The sequence below is a fragment of the Streptacidiphilus anmyonensis genome, from assembly GCF_000787855.1.
GTDB lineage: Bacteria > Actinomycetota > Actinomycetes > Streptomycetales > Streptomycetaceae > Streptacidiphilus > Streptacidiphilus anmyonensis.
In genome coordinates this window covers 33,132-54,376 of the sequence record NZ_BBPQ01000008.1, presented here as the reverse complement: position 1 = coordinate 54,376, position 21,245 = coordinate 33,132, and the positions used below count along the sequence as shown (strand labels likewise).

At 73.4% G+C, this 21,245-nt stretch carries 15 protein-coding genes, 5 tRNA genes and 1 pseudogene; 12 read left to right on the top strand and 9 right to left on the bottom strand.

Annotated features, from left to right (window positions below; genetic code table 11):
- Window positions 1–31: 31 nt before the first annotated feature.
- Entirely contained in the window at window positions 32–775 is a 744-nt protein-coding gene (locus tag TR50_RS10955; protein ID WP_042418509.1) for a lysophospholipid acyltransferase family protein, read from the bottom strand.
- A 209-nt stretch (window positions 776–984) separates the two neighbouring features.
- Here TR50_RS10955 and TR50_RS10950 point away from each other — a divergent pair, with 209 nt between their 5' ends.
- Window positions 985–1,260, top strand: coding sequence for an RNA polymerase sigma factor (locus TR50_RS10950; protein WP_052440915.1), 276 nt, complete (start codon window positions 985–987; stop codon window positions 1,258–1,260).
- Window positions 1,261–1,445: 185 nt separating this feature from the next.
- Here TR50_RS10950 and TR50_RS10945 read toward each other — a convergent pair whose 3' ends face one another.
- Window positions 1,446–2,939 carry an FAD-dependent monooxygenase gene (locus TR50_RS10945; RefSeq protein ID WP_042418507.1) on the bottom strand — a complete coding sequence of 498 codons (1,494 nt, stop codon included), beginning with the start codon at window positions 2,937–2,939 and terminating at the stop codon, window positions 1,446–1,448.
- A gap of 298 nt (window positions 2,940–3,237) precedes the next feature.
- Between TR50_RS10945 and TR50_RS10940 the strand changes: the two genes are divergently transcribed.
- From TR50_RS10940 to TR50_RS10900, 9 genes are all read left to right on the top strand, one after another.
- The gene (locus tag TR50_RS10940; RefSeq protein WP_042418504.1) at window positions 3,238–3,750 is read left to right on the top strand and encodes a GNAT family N-acetyltransferase; all 513 of its coding nucleotides are present in this window, start codon (window positions 3,238–3,240) and stop codon (window positions 3,748–3,750) included.
- A gap of 375 nt (window positions 3,751–4,125) precedes the next feature.
- Window positions 4,126–5,124, top strand: coding sequence for a methionine ABC transporter ATP-binding protein (locus TR50_RS10935; protein ID WP_042418501.1), 999 nt, complete (start codon window positions 4,126–4,128; stop codon window positions 5,122–5,124).
- Complete coding sequence (locus TR50_RS10930) at window positions 5,124–5,894, top strand: methionine ABC transporter permease (RefSeq protein WP_084700087.1); 771 nt, start codon at window positions 5,124–5,126, stop codon at window positions 5,892–5,894. Before TR50_RS10935 ends, TR50_RS10930 begins: the two co-directional genes overlap by 1 nt.
- Before the next feature lie 35 nt (window positions 5,895–5,929).
- On the top strand, window positions 5,930–6,775 hold the full coding sequence (locus TR50_RS10925) for a MetQ/NlpA family ABC transporter substrate-binding protein (RefSeq protein WP_042418498.1): 846 nt from the start codon (window positions 5,930–5,932) through the stop codon (window positions 6,773–6,775).
- Window positions 6,776–6,877: 102 nt separating this feature from the next.
- Complete coding sequence (locus TR50_RS10920) at window positions 6,878–7,498, top strand: GNAT family N-acetyltransferase (RefSeq protein ID WP_042418495.1); 621 nt, start codon at window positions 6,878–6,880, stop codon at window positions 7,496–7,498.
- A 336-nt stretch (window positions 7,499–7,834) separates the two neighbouring features.
- Window positions 7,835–9,052: a precorrin-6y C5,15-methyltransferase (decarboxylating) subunit CbiE gene (gene cbiE / locus TR50_RS10915; RefSeq protein WP_042418492.1), complete on the top strand. Its 1,218-nt coding sequence runs from the start codon at window positions 7,835–7,837 to the stop codon at window positions 9,050–9,052.
- 342 nt (window positions 9,053–9,394) lie between these two features.
- Window positions 9,395–13,324: a nicotinate-nucleotide--dimethylbenzimidazole phosphoribosyltransferase gene (cobT, locus tag TR50_RS10910; RefSeq protein ID WP_042418489.1), complete on the top strand. Its 3,930-nt coding sequence runs from the start codon at window positions 9,395–9,397 to the stop codon at window positions 13,322–13,324.
- A gap of 218 nt (window positions 13,325–13,542) precedes the next feature.
- Complete coding sequence (gene cobA / locus TR50_RS10905; protein ID WP_042418487.1) at window positions 13,543–14,769, top strand: uroporphyrinogen-III C-methyltransferase; 1,227 nt, start codon at window positions 13,543–13,545, stop codon at window positions 14,767–14,769.
- Between the two features lie 23 nt (window positions 14,770–14,792).
- A complete protein-coding gene (locus TR50_RS10900; protein ID WP_042418485.1) occupies window positions 14,793–15,596 on the top strand; it encodes a TrmH family RNA methyltransferase in 804 nt (267 codons plus the stop codon).
- A 21-nt stretch (window positions 15,597–15,617) separates the two neighbouring features.
- On the opposite strand, the gene TR50_RS10895 is transcribed toward TR50_RS10900, so the two are convergent.
- Window positions 15,618–16,265, bottom strand: a complete 648-nt coding sequence (locus tag TR50_RS10895) for a TIGR03086 family metal-binding protein (protein ID WP_042418483.1) — start codon at window positions 16,263–16,265, stop codon at window positions 15,618–15,620.
- Between the two features lie 852 nt (window positions 16,266–17,117).
- A pseudogene (locus TR50_RS44070) lies at window positions 17,118–18,569 on the bottom strand (serine/threonine-protein kinase); the annotation flags it as partial.
- Window positions 18,570–18,988: 419 nt separating this feature from the next.
- On the opposite strand from TR50_RS44070, the gene TR50_RS10885 reads away from it, so the two are divergent.
- Complete coding sequence (locus TR50_RS10885) at window positions 18,989–19,174, top strand: hypothetical protein (protein WP_236651997.1); 186 nt, start codon at window positions 18,989–18,991, stop codon at window positions 19,172–19,174.
- 154 nt (window positions 19,175–19,328) lie between these two features.
- On the opposite strand, the gene TR50_RS10880 is transcribed toward TR50_RS10885, so the two are convergent.
- The 5 genes from TR50_RS10880 to TR50_RS10860 form a co-directional block, all read right to left on the bottom strand.
- Window positions 19,329–19,400, bottom strand: a tRNA-Val gene (locus TR50_RS10880).
- Between the two features lie 41 nt (window positions 19,401–19,441).
- Window positions 19,442–19,513 (bottom strand) — tRNA-Val (locus TR50_RS10875).
- Between the two features lie 59 nt (window positions 19,514–19,572).
- A tRNA-Val gene (locus TR50_RS10870) sits at window positions 19,573–19,644 on the bottom strand.
- Between the two features lies 1 nt (window position 19,645).
- Window positions 19,646–19,719, bottom strand: a tRNA-Cys gene (locus TR50_RS10865).
- A gap of 32 nt (window positions 19,720–19,751) precedes the next feature.
- Window positions 19,752–19,824: transfer RNA gene (locus TR50_RS10860), tRNA-Gly, on the bottom strand.
- A gap of 225 nt (window positions 19,825–20,049) precedes the next feature.
- Between TR50_RS10860 and TR50_RS10855 the strand changes: the two genes are divergently transcribed.
- Window positions 20,050–21,063 (top strand): chorismate-binding protein, encoded by a 1,014-nt coding sequence (locus TR50_RS10855; RefSeq protein ID WP_042418862.1) that lies wholly within the window; start codon window positions 20,050–20,052, stop codon window positions 21,061–21,063.
- The last annotated feature ends 182 nt before the right edge of the window (window positions 21,064–21,245 follow it).

Here is a 21,245-nt window from a genome sequence, read left to right as displayed (position 1 = left end):
TCCGCTCTGATCCGGCCGGGTCCAGGCGGATCTAGGCGGCGTCCTTCAGCTTCTCCTGACCGGCCTTCGGGGTCTCCGCCTTGGCCGCCTTCGCGGCCAACAGCTTGGCCTTCGTGGCGTACATGTCCACGTACTCCTGGCCGGAGAGGTCCAGGATCGCCGAGACGATCTCGTCGGTGACGGCGCGGAGCACGAAACGGTCCCGCTGCATGCCCTCGTAGCGCTCGAAGGTCAGCGGCTTGCCGAAGTGGATCTCCGGCCGGACGCGGAACGGCCGGCGCCAGCGCATGCTGCCGTTCGCCTGGACCTGGTCGGTGTTCACCAGCCCGACCGGGATCACCGGCGCACCGCTGGCCAGCGCCAGATGCGCGACGCCGGTGCGGCCCCGGTGGAGGCGGCCGTCGGGGGAGCGGGTGCCCTCGGGGTAGATGCCGAAGAGGCGGCCCTTCTCCAACTGCGCCATGCCGGTGTCGATCGCGGCCATGGACGCCCGGCCGCCGCTGCGGTCCACCGGGACCGCGCCGACGCCGGTGAAGAACCACGCCATCAGCCGGCCCTTGACGCCCTTGCCGATGAAGTACTCCTCCTTGGCCACGTAGTGCACCTGACGCGGTGCCGCGAGCGGGAGGAAGACCGAGTCGCAGAAGGAGAGGTGGTTCGGCGCGATGATCGCCGGACCGTCGACGGGGACGTTCTCCAGACCCGTGACCCGAGGCCGGTAGAGGGTGCGGACCAGCGGGCCGACAATGATCTTCTTGAGCGTCCAGTAGAACACCGTGCCTCCGTCGTGGCCGAGCGCTGTCGCGGGCGGGTTGCGCGTAACGGGATGCGGTGATCCTAGTGGCCTTCTGTTACCGCCGGGTACGCGGCCTGCGGTGGTCTGGGTTACATTCCGTTGATCATCTGATGACGCGCAGTCCGCCGTGCGGGTGAAACGGCCTCCGGGCGGCAGCCGGGGAGGCTTCGCCGAGCGTCCCCGAGGGCATGGCCAACGCTGAGATCCCCGCCGGGCTGCGGCTTCCCCGTACCGGCGGCTGCCCCGAGACCCACCACCTCGCCCAAGAGCGCGCGGCGCGGCTGCGCGCCGCGGTCTCACGCCTACCCGCCCGCTGCGGCGCGCTGTTCGCTGCGCTGCTTGACGATCCGACGGCGGACTACGCCGCTCTCGCGGCGCGTCTCGGCATCCCGCGCGGCAGCATCGGCCCGACCCGGTCGCGTTGCCTGGAGTGCCTCCGCCGCCGCCTCGGCCCGGACATCTAGTGGCAGCACCTTGAGGGGCGCGGGGAACTGCGCGAGCAACCACCCTGTGCGCACGGCCCTGTTCATTGAGGACCAGCTGCGTGTCAGTGGCTTGTCGCGCCCACGCTGGGGGCACCTCCCGGCCGAAGGCTGGGGGAGGAGCCGCATGTCGGCACAGCCCCGCGCCCCTGGGGGGTGCAGCCGGCTCAGTTGCCCAGCCAGGCCGTCAGGCCCGCACGGACCTGGGCCGGGGTGGGGTTGTCCGCGGCCCAGGCGACGTAGCCGTCGGGGCGGACGAGGACCCACTCCGAGGTGAGGCTCGGGGCGGTGGCCGTCACGACGCGGTCGCACCAGTCGTCGGGGAACTCGGCGGAGCCGTCCGCATCGGCCGAGCCGGCCGGTCCGACGAGGACGAAGCGTCCCTCGCGCAGCGCCTCGTAGAGGCGGGTCGGGGCCTTGTCGCCATCCGCGCTCGTGAGGTCGATGTCCGCCGCGCGGTCGCCGACCAGGCGGTGGGAGCCGGCCGGAGCCTGCTCGCGGTAGGAGACGGAGATGCCGGAGACCTCCATGCCGCCGCGCCGCGCCAGCGGCGCGAGGTGGGAGCCGAGGGCTTTCGCGAGCCCCCGGGCGAGCCGCAGCGGCGCGGACTGACCGATCGACAGGCGCAGCAGGCCGCCCGAGGTGCGCAGCACGTGCGCGCCGACGGGGTGCCGCTCGGCCTGGTAGCTGTCGAGCAGGCCCGGCGCGGCCCAGCCGCGCACCGCCGCGACCAGCTTCCAGCTGAGGTTCGCCGCGTCCTGCAGGCCGGTGTTCATGCCCTGGCCGCCGGCGGGGGAGTGGCAGTGCGCCGCGTCGCCGGCGAGGAAGACCCGGCCCACCCGGTAGCTGGTGGCCTGTCGTTCGTCGCTGTGGAAGCGCGAGGTCCACCGGGGGTCGCGCAGCCCGTAGTCCTTGCCGAGGACCGAGGTCACCAGGCGGCTCATCGCCTCGAAGTCGACGGGCGCGGAGTCGGGGAGCTGCTCGGCGTGGTCCCAGGCGATGACGCGGTACCAGCCGTCGCCGTAGGGGGCCATGAAGGCGAAGCCCTGCCTGCTCGCCCCGACGGTCAGGACGTCCTCGGGCTCGGTGTCCAGCTGGACGTCGGCCAGCATCACCGAGGAGATCGCCGACTCGCCGGGGTAGTCGACGCCGAGCAGCCGCCGCACGGTGCTCCGCACCCCGTCGCTGCCGACGGCGTACGCGGCCCGCAGGGTGACGGTCCCGCCGTCGACGACGGCGTCCACCTCGACCGCGTCCGCGTCCTGGCGCAGGGCGGTGACCTCCGCGCCGCGCAGCAGGGTCGCGCCGGCGTCGAGGGCCCGTCCCAGCAGGACGCGCTCGGTCTGGTACTGAGGGGTGATCAGCAGCTCGGGGAACCGGCTGGGCAGCTTGCTCATGTCGACCCGCACGGCGCCGAAGAGGCTGAGGCTGGTCAGTCGCGCGCCCGTCCCCAGCAGCTCGTCGGCGACGCCGCGGGCGTCGAGCTCCTCCAGCGTGCGGGCGTGGACCGCGAAGGCGCGGGTGAGCTCGGACTCCTCGGTGCGCTTCTCCAGCAGGGCGACCCGCAGGCCGGCGGCGGCGACGTCCCCGGCGAGCAGCAGGCCGGTCGGTCCGCCGCCGACGACCAGGACGTCGTAGTCGCGGTTCTGAGCAGTGTTCATCGTCGTGCTCCCCCATCGCTCGGTGATGCCCCTGGGTCTGTGATGGCCCAGGACTCGAAAGTAATTCATCGTGTGATGAATTACAAGTACCCGAGTCGGCTCGGGTGCGGGTCGTGGTCCGGTCGCGGTCGGCTCGCGGCGCGAGGTTGCAACCGGGAGGCCGCGGGGTAAAGGGGACTGGAACGTATGCCGATGGCGACGCATGATCGTCAGGCAGACCACACCTCCGGTCAGGGCAACCCGGTCGTACTCCCCTCGCACACCGCGCGGCCGGGCTCACGAGAAAGGGAGGAAGCGCGTGGGCATGAGCGTGACCACCTCGGTGGCCACCGAGGACGACGCCGAGCGGATCCTGAAGTTGCAGTTCCTCTGCTACCAGGGCGAAGCCGAGCTCTACGGTGACTGGGCCATCGACCCGCTGACGCAGACGCTGGAGAGCCTGCGCACGGAGCTGAAGGAGCACCAGGTGCTGGTGGCCCGTCTGGGCGACGAGGTCGTCGGCAGCGTCCGTGGCTGGGTCGACGCCGACGGCGTGGGCCGGATAGGGCGCCTGATGGTCCACCCGCGGATGCAGCGGCACGGACTCGGCAGCCGACTTCTCAGCGCGATGGAACGGCAGCTCGCCTCCGGGCCGCGGCCGCCCACCGGCTACCGGCTCTTCACCGGCCACCGCAGCATCGGCAATCTGCGCCTCTACCAGCGCCTCGGCTACCGCCAGACCCAGGTCGAGGAGATCAACAACAAGCTGAGCTTCATCGTGCTGGAGAAGCAGGCCGCCCATCCGGCGGAGCAACTGGCCGCCACCGCGTGACGCGCGCCGCCCCGGGCTCTCCCCACGTCCCCGGGGCGGCACGACCCTGGCCCTGTCGGCGGCGCTGACCAGCGACGTCTCGCGAAGCGTCCACACTTCGTCTCATACTCCGGACGCCCCTTTTGGGTGATCCGCAGACCATCTGTTTAACTGACTCCCATGACGACGACCACGCACACCCACAGCACCGGCGCGATGCCGGCAGGTGGTCGTGGCATGCGCGGCATGACGCGCTGTTGTCGAATGTGCGGCTGCTGAGCCTTCCCGCCCAGCGCAAGACCCGCCCGTAGAGCACCGCTCCGGGCCGCCCCGCACACCCTTCCCGCGCGAGACAGGCCGCACGCACGGCTTCGCGCGCCGACCCACGGAAACACTGTGATCACCACCTCTGACCTGCGTAAGGTCTACCGCGCCCAGGGCCGTCCCGGCTCGACCACGGAGATCGCCGCACTCGACGGAGTCGACCTGCACGTCCGCCAGGGCGAGGTCTACGGCGTCGTCGGCACCAGCGGCGCCGGCAAGTCCACCCTGATCCGCTGCGTGAACCTGCTGGAGCGCCCCACCTCCGGCAGCGTCAGCGTCGACGGACGCGAGCTGACCGCGCTCTCGCCCGCCGAGCTGCGCGCGACCCGCCGCTCCATCGGGATGGTCTTCCAGCACTTCAACCTGCTGGCCCGGCGCACCGTCGCCGAGAACGTCGAACTGCCGCTGGAGCTCACCGGCCTGAGCCGCCGTGAGCGCGTCGCCAAGGCGCGCGAGCTGCTGGAGCTGGTCGGCCTGGCCGACAAGGCGAAGGCCTACCCGGCGCAGCTCTCCGGCGGCCAGAAGCAGCGCGTCGGCATCGCCCGCGCGCTGGCCGGCGACCCCAAGGTGCTCCTCTCCGACGAGGCCACCTCGGCGCTCGACCCGGAGACCACCCGCTCCATCCTGCAGCTGCTGCGCGACCTCAACCACCAGCTCGGCCTCACCGTGCTGCTCATCACGCACGAGATGGACGTCATCAAGTCTGTCTGCGACTCCGCCGCGCTCATGCGGGCCGGTCGCGTCGTCGAGTCCGGCACCCTGCACGAGCTGCTGGAGCGGCCCGGATCCGAGCTCGCCCGCGAGCTGTTCCCGCTCGGCGAGGGCGAGCCCCTCCAGGGCAGCACCCTCCTCGACATCACCTTCCAGGGCGAGGCGACGGCCCAGCCGTTCATCTCGCAGCTGGCCCGCACCTACAACGTCGACGTCAGCATCATCGGCGCCGCCGTCGAGACCCTGGGCGGCCGTCAGGTCGGCCGGATGCGCGTCTCACTGCCCGGCAGCTTCGACGAGAACGTCGTGCCGATCGGCTACCTGCGCGAGCAGGGCCTCCAGGTGGAGGTGGCCGCGTAATGGGCTGGAACGACATGCAGCCGCTGCTGGTGCAGGCCACTCAGGAGACGGTCTGGATGGTCGGCCTGGCCACCCTCGCCACCGTCCTGGTCGGCCTGCCGCTCGGCCTGCTGCTCGCGCTCACCCGGCGCGGCGGCCTGCTGCAGAACGCCGGCGTCAACAAGCTCTTCGGCACGGTCGTGAACGTCGGGCGCTCGCTGCCCTTCGTCATCCTGATCGTGGCGATCATCCCGTTCACCCGCTGGGTCACCGGGACCACGCTCGGCTGGCAGGCCGCGACCGTGCCGCTCGCCGTCGGCGCGATCCCGTTCTTCGCCCGGCTCGTGGAGACCGCCGTCGCCGACGTCGACGGCGGCCTCGTCGAGGCCGTGCAGGCCATGGGCGGCGGAACCTGGGCCGTCGTGCGCAAGGCACTGCTGCCCGAGGCGCTCCCCGCTCTCGTCTCCGCGTTGACCACCACCGTGATCGCACTGGTCGGCTACTCGGCCATGGCCGGCACGGTCGGCGGCGGCGGGCTCGGCACACTCGCCATCAACTACGGCTACATGCGCTTCGAGACCACCTTCATGTGGGTCATCGCCGCCGAGCTCGTCGTCCTGGTGACGCTCGTCCAGCTCGTCGGCGAGGGCCTCGCCCGCGGCCTCGACCACAAGCGCCCCACCACCCACCGGACGTTCCGACGTCGGGTCACCCCCCAGATTTCCGCCGCCCCCAAGGCCGCGGAGACCCCCGCGCGGGAACCGGAGCTCACCGGCTCCGTCCAGCGCTGAACCACCGCACCACCTCGACTGGAAGGGCACTTTTCGTGCGCACCTCCGTGAAGTTCACCACCGCCGCCCTCGCCACCAGCGCGCTGGCCCTCACCCTCGCCGCCTGCGGCTCCTCCTCGTCGACCTCGTCCGCCGGCAGCTCGTCCCATGACGCGAGCAAGCCGCTGGTCGTCGTCGCGAGCCCCACGCCGCACGCGCAGATCCTCGAGTACATCCAGAAGAACCTGGCCGCCAAGGCCGGCCTGAACCTCCAGGTCAAGGTCGTGACCGACTACGTCACGCCCAACCTCGCGGTCCAGGACGGCTCCGCCGACGCCAACTACTTCCAGCACCAGCCCTACCTGGACGACTTCAACAAGACCCACGGCACGAACATCGTGTCCGTCGAGGCCGTCCACCTGGAGCCGCTGGGCCTGTACTCGAACAAGGTGAAGTCCGCCGCCGCGCTCGCCGACGGCGCCACCGTCGCCATCCCCAACGACGCCACCAACGAGGGCCGCGCCCTCCAGCTGCTGGCCGCGAACGGCCTGTTGAAGCTGAAGGGCGGCGCCGGGACCACGGCGACCCCGGACGACATCACGGACAACCCCAAGCACCTGAAGTTCCAGGAGATCGACGCGGCCCAGCTGCCGCGCACCCTCGGCGACGTCGACGCCGCCGTCATCAACGGCAACTACGCCCTCGACGCCAAGCTGAACCCGACCAAGGACGCGCTGCTGCTGGAGAAGGCGCAGGGCAACCCCTACGCGAACATCCTCGCCGTCAAGAACGGCGAGCAGAACGACCCGCGTGTGAAGAAGCTGGCCGAACTGCTGCACTCCCCGCAGGTCAAGCAGTACATCGAGCAGACCTTCTCGGGCTCGGTCATTCCGGCCTTCTGAGGGAGCGAGTAGCCTCGTTCTCCCACACGCCGTCACCTCCGAGTCCCGGCACGCCGGGGCAAAGAGGTGACGGCGGCCCCCACCCTGGAGCATGATCGTTCCATGAGCAGCAGCGATGCGGCGTCCGGGCCGTCGGGATGCGCACCGGTCTTCCCGGAGATCACCATCAACACCGATCGCCTGGTGCTGCGTGCCTTCGACCCCGACGACGCGCCCGCGCTCGCCGAGATGATGAACGACGACCTGGTCCACCAGTGGACCACCGCGCCGCATCCCTACGGGGTCAGGGACGCGCAGTCCTGGGTCCACGTGCGGTCGGTGGGGGAGCGCGTCGCCGGCCGCGGCCTGGCGCTGGCGGCGGTGGAGTTCCTGACCCAGCGGCTCGTCGGCACGGTGCGCCTGCGCGCGACGGACTGGCGCCTGCGCAGCACCGAGATCCAGGTCGTCACGGCCCCCTGGGCCCGGGGCGAGGGCTACGCCGGCGAGATCGCGCACGCGGTGGCCCGCTGGCTCTTCGAGGACCAGAAGTTCGAACGCCTGGAGCTGCGGACGGCGGCGGGCAACATCGCCGCCCAGCAGGTCGCCCAGAAGCTGGGCGCGATCAGCGAGGGCGTCCTGCGCAGCGCCTGGCTCGTCCGCGGCGCGGACGCGGAGCACACCAGCCGCTCCGACCTCATCGTCTGGAGCCTCCTCCCGGAGGACCTCGACCCGATCTGGATCTGAAGATTCGGTCCTGCAGACGGTTGCCCTGTCCAGGGGCGCGAGGCTGTGGCGACATGCGGCTCCGCCGCGTGGGCGCGGGCAACCACCGGCGTGCGGATGGCCCTGCTCGTTCGGTGTGCTTCCTCCGTGGGGGGCTTGTCGCCCCCACGCTGGGGGCACCTCCCGGCCGAAGGCTGGGGGAGAGCCGCACTTCGGTTCAGCCTCGCGTCCCTGAGGGGTGCAACCTCGGGCGGCAGTGGGCAAGGGGGGCAACTGGCCCGGCAAAGGCTTGGCGGCTAGCCTGTGCGGGGCCCGGGTGGAGGACGACGGTGGGGGAAAAGGTGCGGAGCGACCGCCATGGCTGACCGGGTCACCGTGATCGGCTGGGACGGCTCGCCGCTCGGCGACGCCGCACGCGCCGCGTTGGACGCGGCCACGCTCGTCGCCGCGGGAAGCGTCCCCATGCGGGCCTTGCGGCTCGCGCCCAGCGTCGAGCGGATGGCGCTCGGCAGCGTCGAGCTCGTGGCGCGGCGCATAGCCGAGCACCGCGGGACCGCCGTCGTGGTCGCGGACGGCGACCCCGGATACTTCGGCGTCGTGCGCACCCTGCGAAGGCCCGAGTACGGGCTGGAACTCGAGGTGCTGCCCGCCGTCTCCGTCGTCGCCGCGGCCTTCGCGCGCGCAGGGATGCCCTGGGACGACGCGCAGGTCGTCTCCACCCACGGACGCGGCCTGCGCCGCGCCGTCAATGTCTGCCGGGCGAACCCCAAGGTGGCCGTGCTGACCGCGCCGGGCGCGGGGCCCTCCGAGCTCGCGCTGATGCTGCGCGACGTGCACCGCACCTTCGTGATCTGCGAGTCCCTCGGCACGCCCGAGGAGAACGTCACCGTCCTCACCTCCGACCGGGTGCCCGACCACCTGTGGCGGGACCCGAACGTCGTGCTGGTCATCGGCGGCTCGGGCAACGGCGGGACGCCGCCGCCGTCGGGATGGCTCGCCGGGCGGCCCGTGGACTTCCCCGGCAAGGCCGGACGCGGCTGGGCGCAGCCCGCTGAGCCGCAGCCGACGGAGCAGGGGACGCCGGTGTCCGAACTGCCCGCGCCCGTGCGGGCGCTGGCACTGGCCCGGCTCGGGCCGCGGCCGGGCGACCTGGTGTGGGACGTCGGGGCCGGCGACGGCGCGCTCGCCGTGGACGCCGCGCGCTGCGGCGCGGCCGTCATCGCGGTGGACCAGGACCCCGACGCCTGCGCCCGACTCGACGTCAGCGCCCGCCGCGCGGGCGTCGAGGTGCAGACGGTGCTCGGCGCCGCCCCCGGCGTGCTCGCCGACCTGCCCGAGCCGGACGTCGTACTGGTGCGGCAGGGGGCCGCGGTCCTTCAGGCGTGCCTGACCCGGCGCCCGGAGCGGATCGTCGCGCTCCCGCGCACCACGGCGGAGCTGGAGGAGGTCCGGCGCGCGTTCGCGCGGTCGGGCTACCGCGCCGAGGGCAGCCTGCTCCAGTCCTCTTCGCTGGACGCGGAAGGGGAGTTGGGGGCCTCCGCGCCGCGGTGGGTGCTCTGGGGGGACCGCGCGTGAAGGCCCGGTGGACGAGCTGCGAGGACTGTCCACGGCGCAAGACCGTGGCGTCCGGCGTCACTGACGGCAGGTAGGCTGACGCCGTGTCCCGAGGGGCGCGATGCAACGTGGCGGAAGCCACAGCATCGTCGGGCGTGCGCGTTGGCCATGGCCCCCGGTGGGACGGAAGAATGCCGGTGTGGCCGGGGCGATCGTGCCGGTTGCCCCGGTTCTGTCGTTCTTCTTTGTGGCGGGCGGGGTGTGCACCGGTCCGTCGCAGTGAGGCGAGGACCGGAACGGTGGGTGTCGTGGCCGCAGCCGCGGTGCCGTGGACGCCAGGCGGCCCTGGAAGGAGCCAGTGACATGAGCGAGACCGGCAACGTCCCCCATGGGGGCCAGGTACCGGGCCTCGAGCCGGAGCAGGTGCCGCAGCACGTCGGCTACGCCGCCGAGCAGGGCCCCGTCCAGGGTGTCCGGCCTGCTTACACCTTCCTCGACGAGGTCGACGAGGAGGAGGACGAGCTGCTCATGCCGGGCCCGCAGGGCGCGTGGAACGAGGCCGCCCGCGGCCAGGAGTACCCCCACGCGCAGCACCTTCCGCCGGTCGTCCCCGTCGTCCCGGGTCAGCCCGGCGTCGTCGGATCGAACCTGACGGGCATGGAGGGAACGCACGGCATGGCCGGCCTCCCGGGCGCCTACGAGTCGGGCGCGCAGGCGCACGTGCCGGCGCACGGCGAGCCGCCCGCGCCCTCCTGGCCCCCCATGACGCCCCCCGGGCCCGAGGCCCCGCACGTCGGCGCGGCGCAGTCGCTCGCGCCGCCGATGGTCGACCCGTTGACCGATCCGCTGCCGTCCGTCCTCGGTCAGGCCGCTCCGGTCGGACAGCCGGTCCAGCCCGTCCAGGCTGTCGCTCCCGTCGCGCCCGTTCAGGCTGTTCAGGCTGTTCAGCCGGGCGTGCGGGTCGAGGCGTACGCCGCCCAGGGCTACACCACCGATCCGTACCTCGCCGCCGTCGGCATGCCGGGCCTTCCGGTCGAGCAGACCGTCGAGGGCGCCCAGGCAGGTCAGCCGGGTCAGGTCGGCCCGGCTGTTCAGGCTGCCGGGTCCGTCGAGCGGGCCGAGTCGGTCGAGCAGGGCTTCACTGTCATGCCCGCCGAGGCCACGGCGCAGGCCGAGCCCGCCCCGGCCCCGGAGGCCGCCGAGCCGACCGCCGCCGAGCCGACCACCGTCGAGACCGCGGACGCGGCGGAGGCGGCGGACGCACAGGCTCAGCTGGCCGCGCCGCGGCGACCGCTGCACGCCGGCCCGCCGATCCCGGACCCGTCCCTGATGACCGGCCAGGTGCCGGTCCGCTCTCTGGCCGACCGCGGCCCGAGCGGCCACTGCGGCAACGCTTCGGTCCCCGCCGGCACGCCCCCCTACGGCGTCGCCACGCCGAGCGGCCCCGCGACGCTGGGTGGCGCGCCCGAGTACCTGGACCGCACCGCGTCCGCCGCCACGGCCACCGCGACGGCGACCGTCCCGGTGCAGATGCCGTCTCCGGACAGCACCTTGGGCGGCTCGGCCGCCCAGGTCGAGACCGCCCTCCAGGACGGACCGGCGGCTCCCGCCGAGCCGACCGCCACGGGGCCGTTCGTCATGGAGCCGGTCCCGGCCGAGCCGGTGGCCGCCGAGCCGGTAGCCGTCGAGGCTGCCGGGCCCGTGGTCGAGTCGCCCGTCGTGACCGAGCCCGCGGAGGCCGACGAGCCCGCGGAGGCCGACGCCGCGTCCGTGGAGCAGCAGGAGACGCAGGCGCAGCCCGAGCCGGTGGTCCCGGCGCAGGGCCGGGCCGTCAACGGTCCGCGGACGCGGATCGCCTCCTTCATCGCCCCGCCGTCCCAGACCCCCGCTCCGGTCCAGCCCGAGGAGACCGCGCAGGGCATCGGCGTGCTGACCGGCGAGCCGCTGGCCGAGCCGGTCGCCGAGCCCGTTGCCGAGCCCGTCTCCGACGGCGCTACGGCCGAGGCCGCGCAGGTGCCCGCCGCCGAGCAGCAGCCCGCGGCCGAGGCGTCGGCGTCGGCCGAGCCCGTCACGGAGACGGCCGCCCAGACCCCCGCCCAGCAGGTGAACGAGTCAGCCGCCGAGCCCATGAGCGAGCCCGTGACCGAGCCGGGCGCCGAGGCGTCCGCGGACGTCGCGGCCGATCCGGTCGACGGGTCGGACGACCGGCCGGTGGGGGAGCAGGGCGCTGAGTCCGGTGTGCAGCCGGGCACCGAGGCGCCGGGGAAGTCGGACGTGGTGGAGGCAGAGATCGTGGCGGAGCAGGCCGTCGAGCAGGTGCCGGAGACGCAGGAAGTCCAGACGGCCCACGAGCCGCCGCAGGCGACGGCGGTCGAGCCGACCGTCCCGCACCCGACGGTCGGTGACGAGCCGGCCCCGACCGCGGACCCCGCCGCGCCCGTCACACCGGAGGGTGAGGCCGTCACCGCCGAGGCCGCGGAGGCCGCCGCGGTCGAGGCCGCGGTCGAGGCCGGAGCCGAGGCCGAGGTCGAGGACCTGGGCGACGCCGCTCCCGGCTACACCGAGGACATGCGCGAGGCCGTGCACCGCGTGATGCGCGAGCGCCGCGACATCCGCAACGGCTTCCGCTCCGACCCGATCCCGCACGAGGTGCTGATCCGGGTCCTGGAGGCCGCGCACACCGCGCCCAGCGTCGGCTACTCGCAGCCGTGGGACTTCGTGGTGATCCGCTCCGCCAAGACCCGGACCAAGATGCACGAGCTGGCCGAGCGTCAGCGCGACATCTACGCCGAGTCGCTCCCCAAGGGCCGCGCCAAGCAGTTCAAGGAACTGAAGATCGAGGCGATCCGGGAGACCCCGGTCAACATCGTGGTCACCGCCGACCGCACCCGCGGCGGCCGCCACACCCTCGGCCGTCACACCCAGCCGCAGATGGCGCCCTACTCGGCCGCCCTCGCGGTGGAGAACCTCTGGCTCGCGGCCCGCGCCGAGGGCCTGGGCGTCGGCTGGGTCAGCTTCTTCGACGAGGAGGAGCTGGTCCGCGAGCTGGGCCTGCCGGAGCACCTGGAGGTCGTCGCCTACCTCTGCGTCGGCTACGTCAACGAGTTCCCGGACGAGCCGGAGCTGGCGCAGGCCGGCTGGGCGAAGAAGCGCCCGCTCTCCTGGGTGGTGCACGAGGAGACCTACGGCCGCCGCGCCCTCCCGGGCGAGGAGCCGCACAGCGTCCTCCAGGAGACCCTGCGCGGCATCCGTCCACTGGACGCCAAGGCGCTCGGCGAGGCGTGGGACCGTCAGAAGCGGATGACCAAGCCGGCCGGTTCGCTGGGCATGCTGGAGATAATCTCCGCGCAGCTGTGCGGGCTGAGCCGCAAGTGCCCGCCGCCGATCCCGGAGCCCGCGTGCGTCGCGATCTTCGCCGGCGACCACGGCGTGCACGCCCAGGGCGTGACCCCGTGGCCGCAGGAGGTCACGGCGCAGATGGTCGGCAACTTCCTGGCGGGCGGCGCGGTCATCAACGCGTTCGCGAGCCAGCTCGGCGCCGAGGTCTGCGTGGTCGACGTGGGCGTCGCCTCCGAGCTGCCTCCGGCGATCGAGTCCGGCCGCACCACCGGCCTGCTCCCGCGCAAGGTCCGTCCCGGCACCGGCGACATGACGCAGGGCCCGGCGATGACCCGCGAGGAGGCCATGCGGGCGCTGGAGGTCGGCATCGAGACCGCCCGCGATCTGGTCGCGGCGGGCAACAAGGCGCTGGTCACCGGCGACATGGGCATCGCCAACACCACGGCCGCCGCCGCGCTGATCTCCGTCTTCACCGGCGAGGACCCGGCCGCCGTCACCGGCCGCGGCACCGGCATCGACGACGAGACGCACGCCCGCAAGGTCGCCGTCATCCGTCAGGCGCTGGAGCTGCACCGCCCCGACCCGTCCGACCCGATCGGCGTCCTGGCGGCGGTCGGCGGCCTGGAGCACGCGGCCATCGCGGGCTTCCTGCTGGGCGCGGCGTCGCTGCGCACGCCGGTCATCCTCGACGGCGTGATCGCCGGCTCGGCGGCGCTGGTCGCCAAGGCGATCGCCCCCGAGGTCCTGGCGGCGTGCATCGCCGGCCACAGGTCGGCGGAGCCGGGCCACAAGGCCGCGCTCGCGAAGCTGGGTCTGCGTCCGCTGATCGACCTCGACCTCCGCCTCGGCGAGGGCACGGGCGCGCTGCTGGCGCTCCCGCTGGTCCAGTCGGCGGCGCGGGCGATGCACGACGTGGCGACGTTCGACTCGGCGGGTGTCACCGAGAAGCACTAGGCCCTTCCCGGGCGAATCGCTTCTGCACGTGCGGTGGATCACCTTTCGCTCCCGCATGTGGTTGCACTATCTAAAGGGGCGCGGGGAACTGCGCGACAAGCCACCGACGAAGCTGGCAGGCCCAACGCGCAGGGCCATCCGCTCGTCATTGGTTTCTCGCGCAGTTCCCCGCGCCCCTGCGTGTTCCCCGTCCGTCTCAAGAGTTCTCCGGAGTGCCCATGCCCACCGCCCCGCTCGACGACGACGCGACCCCGCCGTACCCCGTCGGACTGCGACTGGCCGGCCGACGTGTGATCGTCCTCGGCGGCGGTGTGGTGGCGCAGCGACGCCTGCCCGCGCTGCTCGGCGCCGGTGCGGACGTGGTCCTGATCGCTCCCGAGACCACGCCCGCCGTGCAGGCCATGGCCGACGCCGGCGAGCTGCGCTGGGAACGGCGCGGCTACCAGGCCGGGGACCTCGCCGACGCCTGGTACGCGATGATCGCCACCTCGGATCCGGAGACGAACGCCGCCGCCGCGGCCGAGGCGGAGTCGCGACGGATCTTCTGCGCCCGCAGCGACGACGCCTCCGGCGGCACCGCGTGGACCCCCGCCAGCGGGCGGGCGGAGGGGACGGTCGTGGCCGTCCTGTCCGGTGACCCCCGGCGTTCCGTCGCGTTGCGCGACGCCGTCGTCGGCGGTCTGCGCGACGGCAGCCTCGCCGCCGCGCACCACCGCGGCCGGACGGCCGGCGTCGCGCTCGTGGGCGGCGGGCCGGGGGACCCGGAGCTGATCACCGTCAAGGGCCGCAGGCTCCTCGCCGAGGCGGACGTCGTGGTCGCCGACCGTCTCGCGCCGCGCGAGCTGCTGGACGAGCTCCCGCCGAGCGTCGAGGTCATCGACGCGTCGAAGATCCCCTACGGCCGGTTCATGGCCCAGGAGGCGATCAACAACGCGCTGATCGAGCACGCGCGGGCGGGCAGGTTCGTGGTGCGGCTCAAGGGCGGCGACCCGTACGTCTTCGGGCGCGGCATGGAGGAGCTGATCGCCTGCGCCGAGGCGGGCGTGCCGGTCACCGTCGTGCCGGGCATCTCCAGCTCCATCAGCGTCCCGGCCGCCGCCGGGATCCCTGTCACGCACCGGGGCGTGACGCACGAGTTCACCGTCATCTCCGGCCACGTCGCGCCCGAGGACCCGCGCTCCCTCGTCAACTGGGATGCGGCCGCGAAGATGCGCGGCACGCTGGTGCTGCTCATGGCCGTCGAGCGGATCGCCGCCATCTCCGCCGCGCTGGTCGCGGGCGGGCGCGCCGCGGAGACGCCGGTTGCGGTGATTCAGGAGGGCACCACCGCCGCGCAGCGCGTCGTGCGGGCGACCCTCGCGACCGTCGCCGAGGTCGTGGCCGCCGAGGGGATCCGGCCGCCGTCGATCGTCGTGATCGGCGACGTCGTCGCCTTGGCAGGCTGAGCGCGAGCGGGCAGGATCGACCCGTGGCCGAGCTCATCACCATCGAGGACCCGGAGGACCCGCGCCTCCACGACTACGTCGCGCTCACCGACGTGGACCTGCGCCGCCGCCGCGAGCCGGAGGAGGGCCTGTTCATCGCCGAGGGCGAGAAGGTGATCCGCCGCGCCCGGATCGCCGGGTACCGGATGCGGTCGATGCTGCTGTCGGCCAAGTGGATCGACCAGATGAAGGACGTCATCGACGAGGTCCCGGCGCCGGTCTACGCGGTGACGCCCGCGGTGGCCGAGCAGGTGACCGGCTACCACGTGCACCGCGGCGCGCTGGCCTCGATGCAGCGCAAGCCTGCGGCGCCGGTCAAGGACGTGCTGGCCGGGGCGCGCCGGGTCGCGGTCTTCGAGGACCTCGTCGACCACGCCAACACCGGTGCGGCGTTCCGCAACGCCGCCGCCCTCGGCGTCGACGCGGTCCTGCTCAGCCCGCGCTGCGCGGACCCGCTCTACCGACGCTCCGTCAAGGTGTCGATGGGCGCGGTCCTCAGCCTCCCCTACGCCGTGCTCGACCCCTGGCCGGACGGGCTGACGGAACTGCGCGACGCGGGCTTCACCATCGCGGCCTTCTGCCTCGCGGACAACGCGGTCTCCCTCGACGAGTTCGCCGCCCGCCGGCACGAACGCGTCGCGCTCGTCTTCGGCACCGAGGGCAACGGCCTCAGCACGGCGGCCCTGCGGGCGGCGGACGAGTGGGTCACCATCCCGATGTCGAACGGGGTCGACTCGCTCAACGTCGCCGCGGCCTCCGCCGTGGCGTTCTACGCCACCCGTCCCTGAGCTGCGCCGAGTGATCCGGCGCTACACCACCGGCCCCCGGCCCGGCTCCCAGTGCGGGTCCCGGCCGGTCAGGGCCAGCAGGCGGTGCAGCAGCGGCGCGTCCTCGGCGACGGCCACGGCCGGTCCGAAGAGTCCGGGCACGCCCTCGGGGTTCTGCGCCGCGACGGAGCCGACCCAGGCGTAGGCGGTCTCCATGGACTCGGTGAGCGCGCCGTCGGCGACGGGATAGGGCTGACGGGTGGCGGCGGCCAGGTCCCAGCCGTGCACCAGCACCTCGTCCAGGCCGGAGGCCCCGGCGACCGGCGCGGGCAGTTCGAGGCCGCCGACCGTGGTCACCCCCTCCCACGCCGCGCCCGGATCCCAGGCCTCGGCCAGTGCGTCCAACCCCGCGGGCAGGCGCTCACGCCACGTGTCCTCGAGCCGCGCCGCGTCCGGCTCCCGCGCCCGGCCTCCGTCCGGCAGCCGCTCCTTGCGCGCTGCTGCGGTGAAGGCGAGGCTGAGCCCGTCGATGTGGTCCAGCAGCCGTCCGACCGAGATCCCGCCGCAGGGCGTCTCCAGGTCCCACTGCTCCTCGCGCACGCCGCGCACGAGCGCGCCGAGCAGCTCCGTCGCCGGGCGGAAGTCGACGGGGCCGCCCAGCGCAGCCGGCCCCTCATCCGGTGTCGCCATGGCCGTCCCTTCTCGGAGTCGTCACGGACGAGTCTTCTCCGAGTCTCCCCGTAATTGGCCGCCGGGCCCAGGACCGACTCCGGCGCGTCGAGACCTCCTCCCGGCCCCAGCAACGAGCACGCGGCAGCGCTCGCGCGCGCCGAAGGCGGCCAGGGGTCGAAGGCGGCGCGGGGCTCAGCCGTGGGCGGGGGAGGCGGTCGAGGAGGAGCCGAGGGCCTGGGCGGCCGGGGAGGAGGCTCCCGACGCCGAGGCCGAGGCGGAGGGGGCGGCCGGAGAGGAGGCCGCGCCCGTGCCGGGCCAGGTCTCGGTCATGGTGCCCTTCGCGGCGACCGTGTAGCGGGTGGTGCTGACCGTCCGACCGCCGCTCTGCGGCGTGCGCTCCTCGCGCAGCACCGCGCCGTTCTGGATCTGCCAGACGCTCGTGCCGTTGGGGTCTCCGGTGGTGGCGTGTGCGGCCAGCAGAACCGGTTCTGCACCGCTGCGGACCCGGTAGAGCTCGATCATGTCCTCCGGCACGGCCCGGTCCCGGCGGGTGAGCACGACGACCGCCGCGGTCTCGCCCTGGTAGCGGGCGGGCAGCACGGTGGTCAGCGTCACGGGCGCTCCCGGGGCGGTGCCGTGACCGTTCGACAGGTCGATGCGCGAGCCGTCGGCGGGGTCCTGGTAGGAGCGCGAACCCCAGTCCACGGCCGCCACCGCTCGGGCCGCCGGGTCGTTCGCGGCGACCGCTGTCAGGCCGGCCGAGGCGTCCTGCGCCGAGGCGGGGGCGGCCGCGGAGGCCCGGACGCCCTGCGGCGACGGCGAGACCGGTCCGCTGCCCTTGGCCGTCCGGTTCTCGCATCCCTGCGCGGTCGCGATCGCCAGCGCCACGCCCAGTGTCACCGTGATGAACACGATCAGCCGCTGCCGCAGCAGCCGACGCCGGGCCGCGGGGCCGCCCGGCCGGACCGGGGGAGGCGTGCGGGAGGGGCCGCCGGACGGCTTGCGCGCGGGGCGCGGGGACGGTGTGCGGGGCGAGGGGGTGCGCGCGCCGGGCGCGGGCGTCGGACGACGCGAAGGCTCGCCGGTGCGGCGTGCGGGAGCGGGGTGCTCCACCGTCTCCCGCACGGTCGGCGGCAGCGGACGCCGCGACGCCGGAGGCCGCCCCGCGCCCGGCCCGGCTCCCGGCCGCGTACCCGAACGCCCGGCCGTGCCCGCACCGCTCCGGGGGACGCCGGCCTGCGGGTGCCCCTCGGCTCCCGCCGCGCCGCGCGCCGGGACCTGTCTCTCGCCGAGGCCCACGCCGACGCCCGGTCCGCCCGCGGATCCGACTCCGTGAACCTGGCCGTCGCCGTACGGCTCGCCGTGCGCCTCCCCGGACCCGGCCGGATGGCCGGCCGCGTGCGCCTCTGCGTGCCGCTCCGCGCGCTCGCCGACACCGTCCGACGCAGTGCCCTGCCCGGTCCCGTGCCCGTGCGCCTGCGGCGCGATGCTGCGTCCGATCGCCGCGCCGCGCGCCGCGAGCTCACGCAGCCGGTGGTGGACCTGCGCCGGGGTGGGACGGTCGGCCGGGTCCTTGGCCAGGCAGGCGCGGATCAGCGGGGCGAGCGCCGCCGGAACGCCCGTCAGATCCGGCTCCTCGTGCACGACCCGATACAGCATCACCTCGGAGCTGCCCGAGCCGAAGGGCGTGTCCCCGGTCGCCGCGTAGGCGAGGGTGCTGCCGAGCGCGAAGACGTCCGTCGCGCCGGTCACGCCCACGCCGCGCACCTGCTCGGGCGCGAGGAAGCCGGGGGAGCCGACGGCCGTGCCGACATGGGTCAGCGTGCTCGCGCCGCTGGACCAGGCGATGCCGAAGTCGATGATCCGCGGCCCCTTGGGGGAGAGCAGGATGTTCGAGGGCTTGAGGTCGCGGTGCACCACCCCGGCGTCGTGCACCTGCTCCAGGCCGTCGGCCAGCGCCGAGCCGATCGCGGCGACCTCGGCCCACGGCAGCGGGCCTTCGTCGCCCACCTGCTTGTAGAGCGAGGGGCCGGGCACGTAGACGGTGGCGAGCCAGGGGCGTTCGGCGTCGATGTCGGAGGAGACCAGCCGCGCGATGCAGCCGCCCCGGATCCGCGCGGCCGCGGCGACCTCGCGGGCGAACCGGGTGCGGAACTCCGCGTCCCCGGCCAGCTCGGCGCGGATCAGCTTGAGCGCGACCTTCTGTCCCTTGCGGTCCGACCCCAGGTAGACGACCCCCATGCCACCCGCGCCGAGCCTGCGGTGCAGGCGGTAGGGCCCGACGAGTCGCGGGTCCTCGCGCCGGAGCCGCATCTTCGTCACATCGCCGTCCCACCGTCAGGTCCCCGTCTCCGGGGGTGTGCTGGGCATGCCCGAGCACGGATTGCTGATTGCCAGGACCACAGCTTACGGACTGTGCGAGCCGGTGTGCTGATACGCAACGCACGGGAGGGCGCGCGGCGGGCGCGCGGGGCCGGTCGCCGAGCTCTCAGGGACAACCCTGAGACCGGCCTTGGGGCGTTCTCCACCTCCGGTAGTACTCCTCAGGTCGGAGGCTCCTCCCTCCGGCGGCCCGCAGGACCCTGCGCTGGCATGACGACCGGGAAGAAAGGGCCGCCTAACGTTGTTCTTGTGCGGTGGGCGGGACGCTCGTCCCCCGAGGATCTTCGCCCGCCGCGCCCGGAGCACGACGCGACGAACGACGACGAACGACGACGAACAGGTGGATGGGGGAGTCAGCGATGGCCATGCAGCAGACCGGGAGCCGACCGCCGCGTCGGCGTCGGCCGACCGGTGACGGCACCAGGAACCCCCTGGTGGCGCTTGTCATCGCCCTGCCCGTCGCGGCCTTGCTCGCCTACGCCTTCGGGGGTTGGCATCAGTTCGCCCTTCAGGCGAACACCATGGTGCAGATGATGAGCCGCTGACGCGCTCCGCTGCACCCCAAGGACTGCGGGTGGTGGGTCCGGTCTGTCGGTGAGGGCTGACCGGGCCCACCCCCCGCACTTTGTCTGCTTGGCCCGGGGGATGCGTAAGGGCCCCGACGGATCCATCCGTCGGGGCCCTTACGCTGTGCTGCGGTGCGCGATACTGGGATTGAACCAGTGACCTCTTCCGTGTCAGGGAAGCGCTCTCCCGCTGAGCTAATCGCGCGGGTGGTACTGCCTGTGGTGCACGACCCTGTGAAGGGTCAGTGCGCGATACTGGGATTGAACCAGTGACCTCTTCCGTGTCAGGGAAGCGCTCTCCCGCTGAGCTAATCGCGCGGGTGGTACTGCCTGTGGTGCTTGGTACTGCTGTCATGCACAACCCCGTGAGGGGTCAGTGCGCGATACTGGGATTGAACCAGTGACCTCTTCCGTGTCAGGGAAGCGCTCTCCCGCTGAGCTAATCGCGCATGGAGGTGGAGACGGGATTTGAACCCGTGTACACGGCTTTGCAGGCCGTTGCCTCGCCTCTCGGCCACTCCACCGAGGAGGGGGCCGATGAAGACCCCCCACTCAGAGCGGACGACGGGATTCGAACCCGCGACCCTCACCTTGGCAAGGTGATGCTCTACCAACTGAGCCACGTCCGCGTGATCTCCGTTCGGCTTCCCGCTTTATTCTTGCGGTCCGCGTCCCGGCGACGTGTTGAACTCTAGCGGATTCCGGGCCCAGCTCAAATTCCGTATCCCCTGCATGCCGGAGCCGGTGCCCTGGCCAGGGGCGCGCCGGCCTGCGGAGACCTAGACTTCCGCCACCGCCGCAAACGCACAGGAGTCGGAACAACCGTGACCCAGCCAGCCCCCACCACCGATGCCATGGCCCGCTTCGCGGGCCGGGTCGCGACCGGTCTCCGGGAGGTCAGTCATGATCCGGCGGTTCTGGACGGCACGGGTTTCTGGGCGGTCGTCGCGGACTTCGAGGGCCGGATCACCTGCGCACGGTTCGCGGACGTGCGGGCAGAGGAATCGTTTCCGCAGACCGATCCCGCCGGCTGGCTCGGCCCCGACCGCTCCGCGTGGAGCAGTTCGCTCGACCGCGACGCCTACACCGCGGGTGTCCGCCGCATCCGCGAGCACATCGCCGCCGGTGAGGTCTACCAGGCCAACCTCTGCCGCGTCCTGCACGCACCGCTGCCGGACCCCGACCGCGCGGACGTGGACGCCCTGACGTCACGTCTGGCGCACGGAAACCCCGCGCCCTACGCGGGCACGGTCCGCCTCCCCGACCACGGCGTCGAGGTGGCCACCGCCTCCCCGGAGCTCTTCCTGCGGCGCGACGGCGAGGTCGTCCTCTCCGGCCCGATCAAGGGCACCGGCCGGACCGAGGCCGACCTGTTGGAGAAGGACTTCGCCGAGAACGTCATGATCGTCGACCTGGTCCGCAACGACCTGTCGCGCGTCTGCGCGACGGGAAGTGTGTCCGTCCCGGACCTGTGCGCGGTCGAGAAGCACCCGGGCCTGGTCCATCTCGTCTCGACGGTGCGGGGCGAGCTCCGCGCGGGCGCGGGGTGGCCGGAGCTCTTCGACGCGACGTTCCCGCCCGGATCGGTCACCGGCGCGCCCAAGAGCAGTGCGCTGCGGATCATCGACGCCCTGGAGAGCGTGCCGCGCGGCCCCTACTGCGGCGCGGTCGGCTGGGTCGACGCGGACCGGGGTGTCGGCGAACTGGCGGTCGGCATCCGCACGTTCTGGGTCGAGCGGGACGGAGCCGCCGCGACGGTCCGCTTCGGCACGGGCGCGGGCATCACCTGGGGCTCCGACCCGGACCGCGAGTGGGACGAGACCGAGCTGAAGGCTTCCCGCCTGCTGGCCGTGGCCTCGGCCCAGTAGCCGCACGGCTCAGCGCACGGGCCCCCAGATCTGCAGCTCACCCCGAGCCTCCGGCCTTCGCCTCCGGCCTTCGCCTCCGGCCTTCGCCTCCGGCCTTCGCCTCCGGCCTTCGCCTCCGGCCTTCGCCTCCGGCCTTCGCCTCCGGCCTTCGCCTCCGGCCTTCGCCTCCTGCCTTCGCCTCC

Bases quoted from the DNA above. Each gene is read 5' to 3' on its own strand.
- TR50_RS10945 (WP_042418507.1), bottom strand. From the start codon at position 2,939: ATGAACACTGCTCAGAACCGCGACTACGACGTCCTGGTCGTCGGCGGC.
- TR50_RS10855 (WP_042418862.1), top strand. From the start codon at position 20,050: ATGGCCCGCTTCGCGGGCCGGGTCGCGACCGGTCTCCGGGAGGTCAGT.
- TR50_RS10895 (WP_042418483.1), bottom strand. From the start codon at position 16,265: ATGGCGACACCGGATGAGGGGCCGGCTGCGCTGGGCGGCCCCGTCGAC.
- cbiE (WP_042418492.1), top strand. From the start codon at position 7,835: ATGGCTGACCGGGTCACCGTGATCGGCTGGGACGGCTCGCCGCTCGGC.
- cobT (WP_042418489.1), top strand. From the start codon at position 9,395: ATGAGCGAGACCGGCAACGTCCCCCATGGGGGCCAGGTACCGGGCCTC.
- TR50_RS10930 (WP_084700087.1), top strand. From the start codon at position 5,124: ATGGGCTGGAACGACATGCAGCCGCTGCTGGTGCAGGCCACTCAGGAG.
- cobA (WP_042418487.1), top strand. From the start codon at position 13,543: ATGCCCACCGCCCCGCTCGACGACGACGCGACCCCGCCGTACCCCGTC.
- TR50_RS10885 (WP_236651997.1), top strand. From the start codon at position 18,989: ATGGCCATGCAGCAGACCGGGAGCCGACCGCCGCGTCGGCGTCGGCCG.
- TR50_RS10950 (WP_052440915.1), top strand. From the start codon at position 985: ATGGCCAACGCTGAGATCCCCGCCGGGCTGCGGCTTCCCCGTACCGGC.
- TR50_RS10920 (WP_042418495.1), top strand. From the start codon at position 6,878: ATGAGCAGCAGCGATGCGGCGTCCGGGCCGTCGGGATGCGCACCGGTC.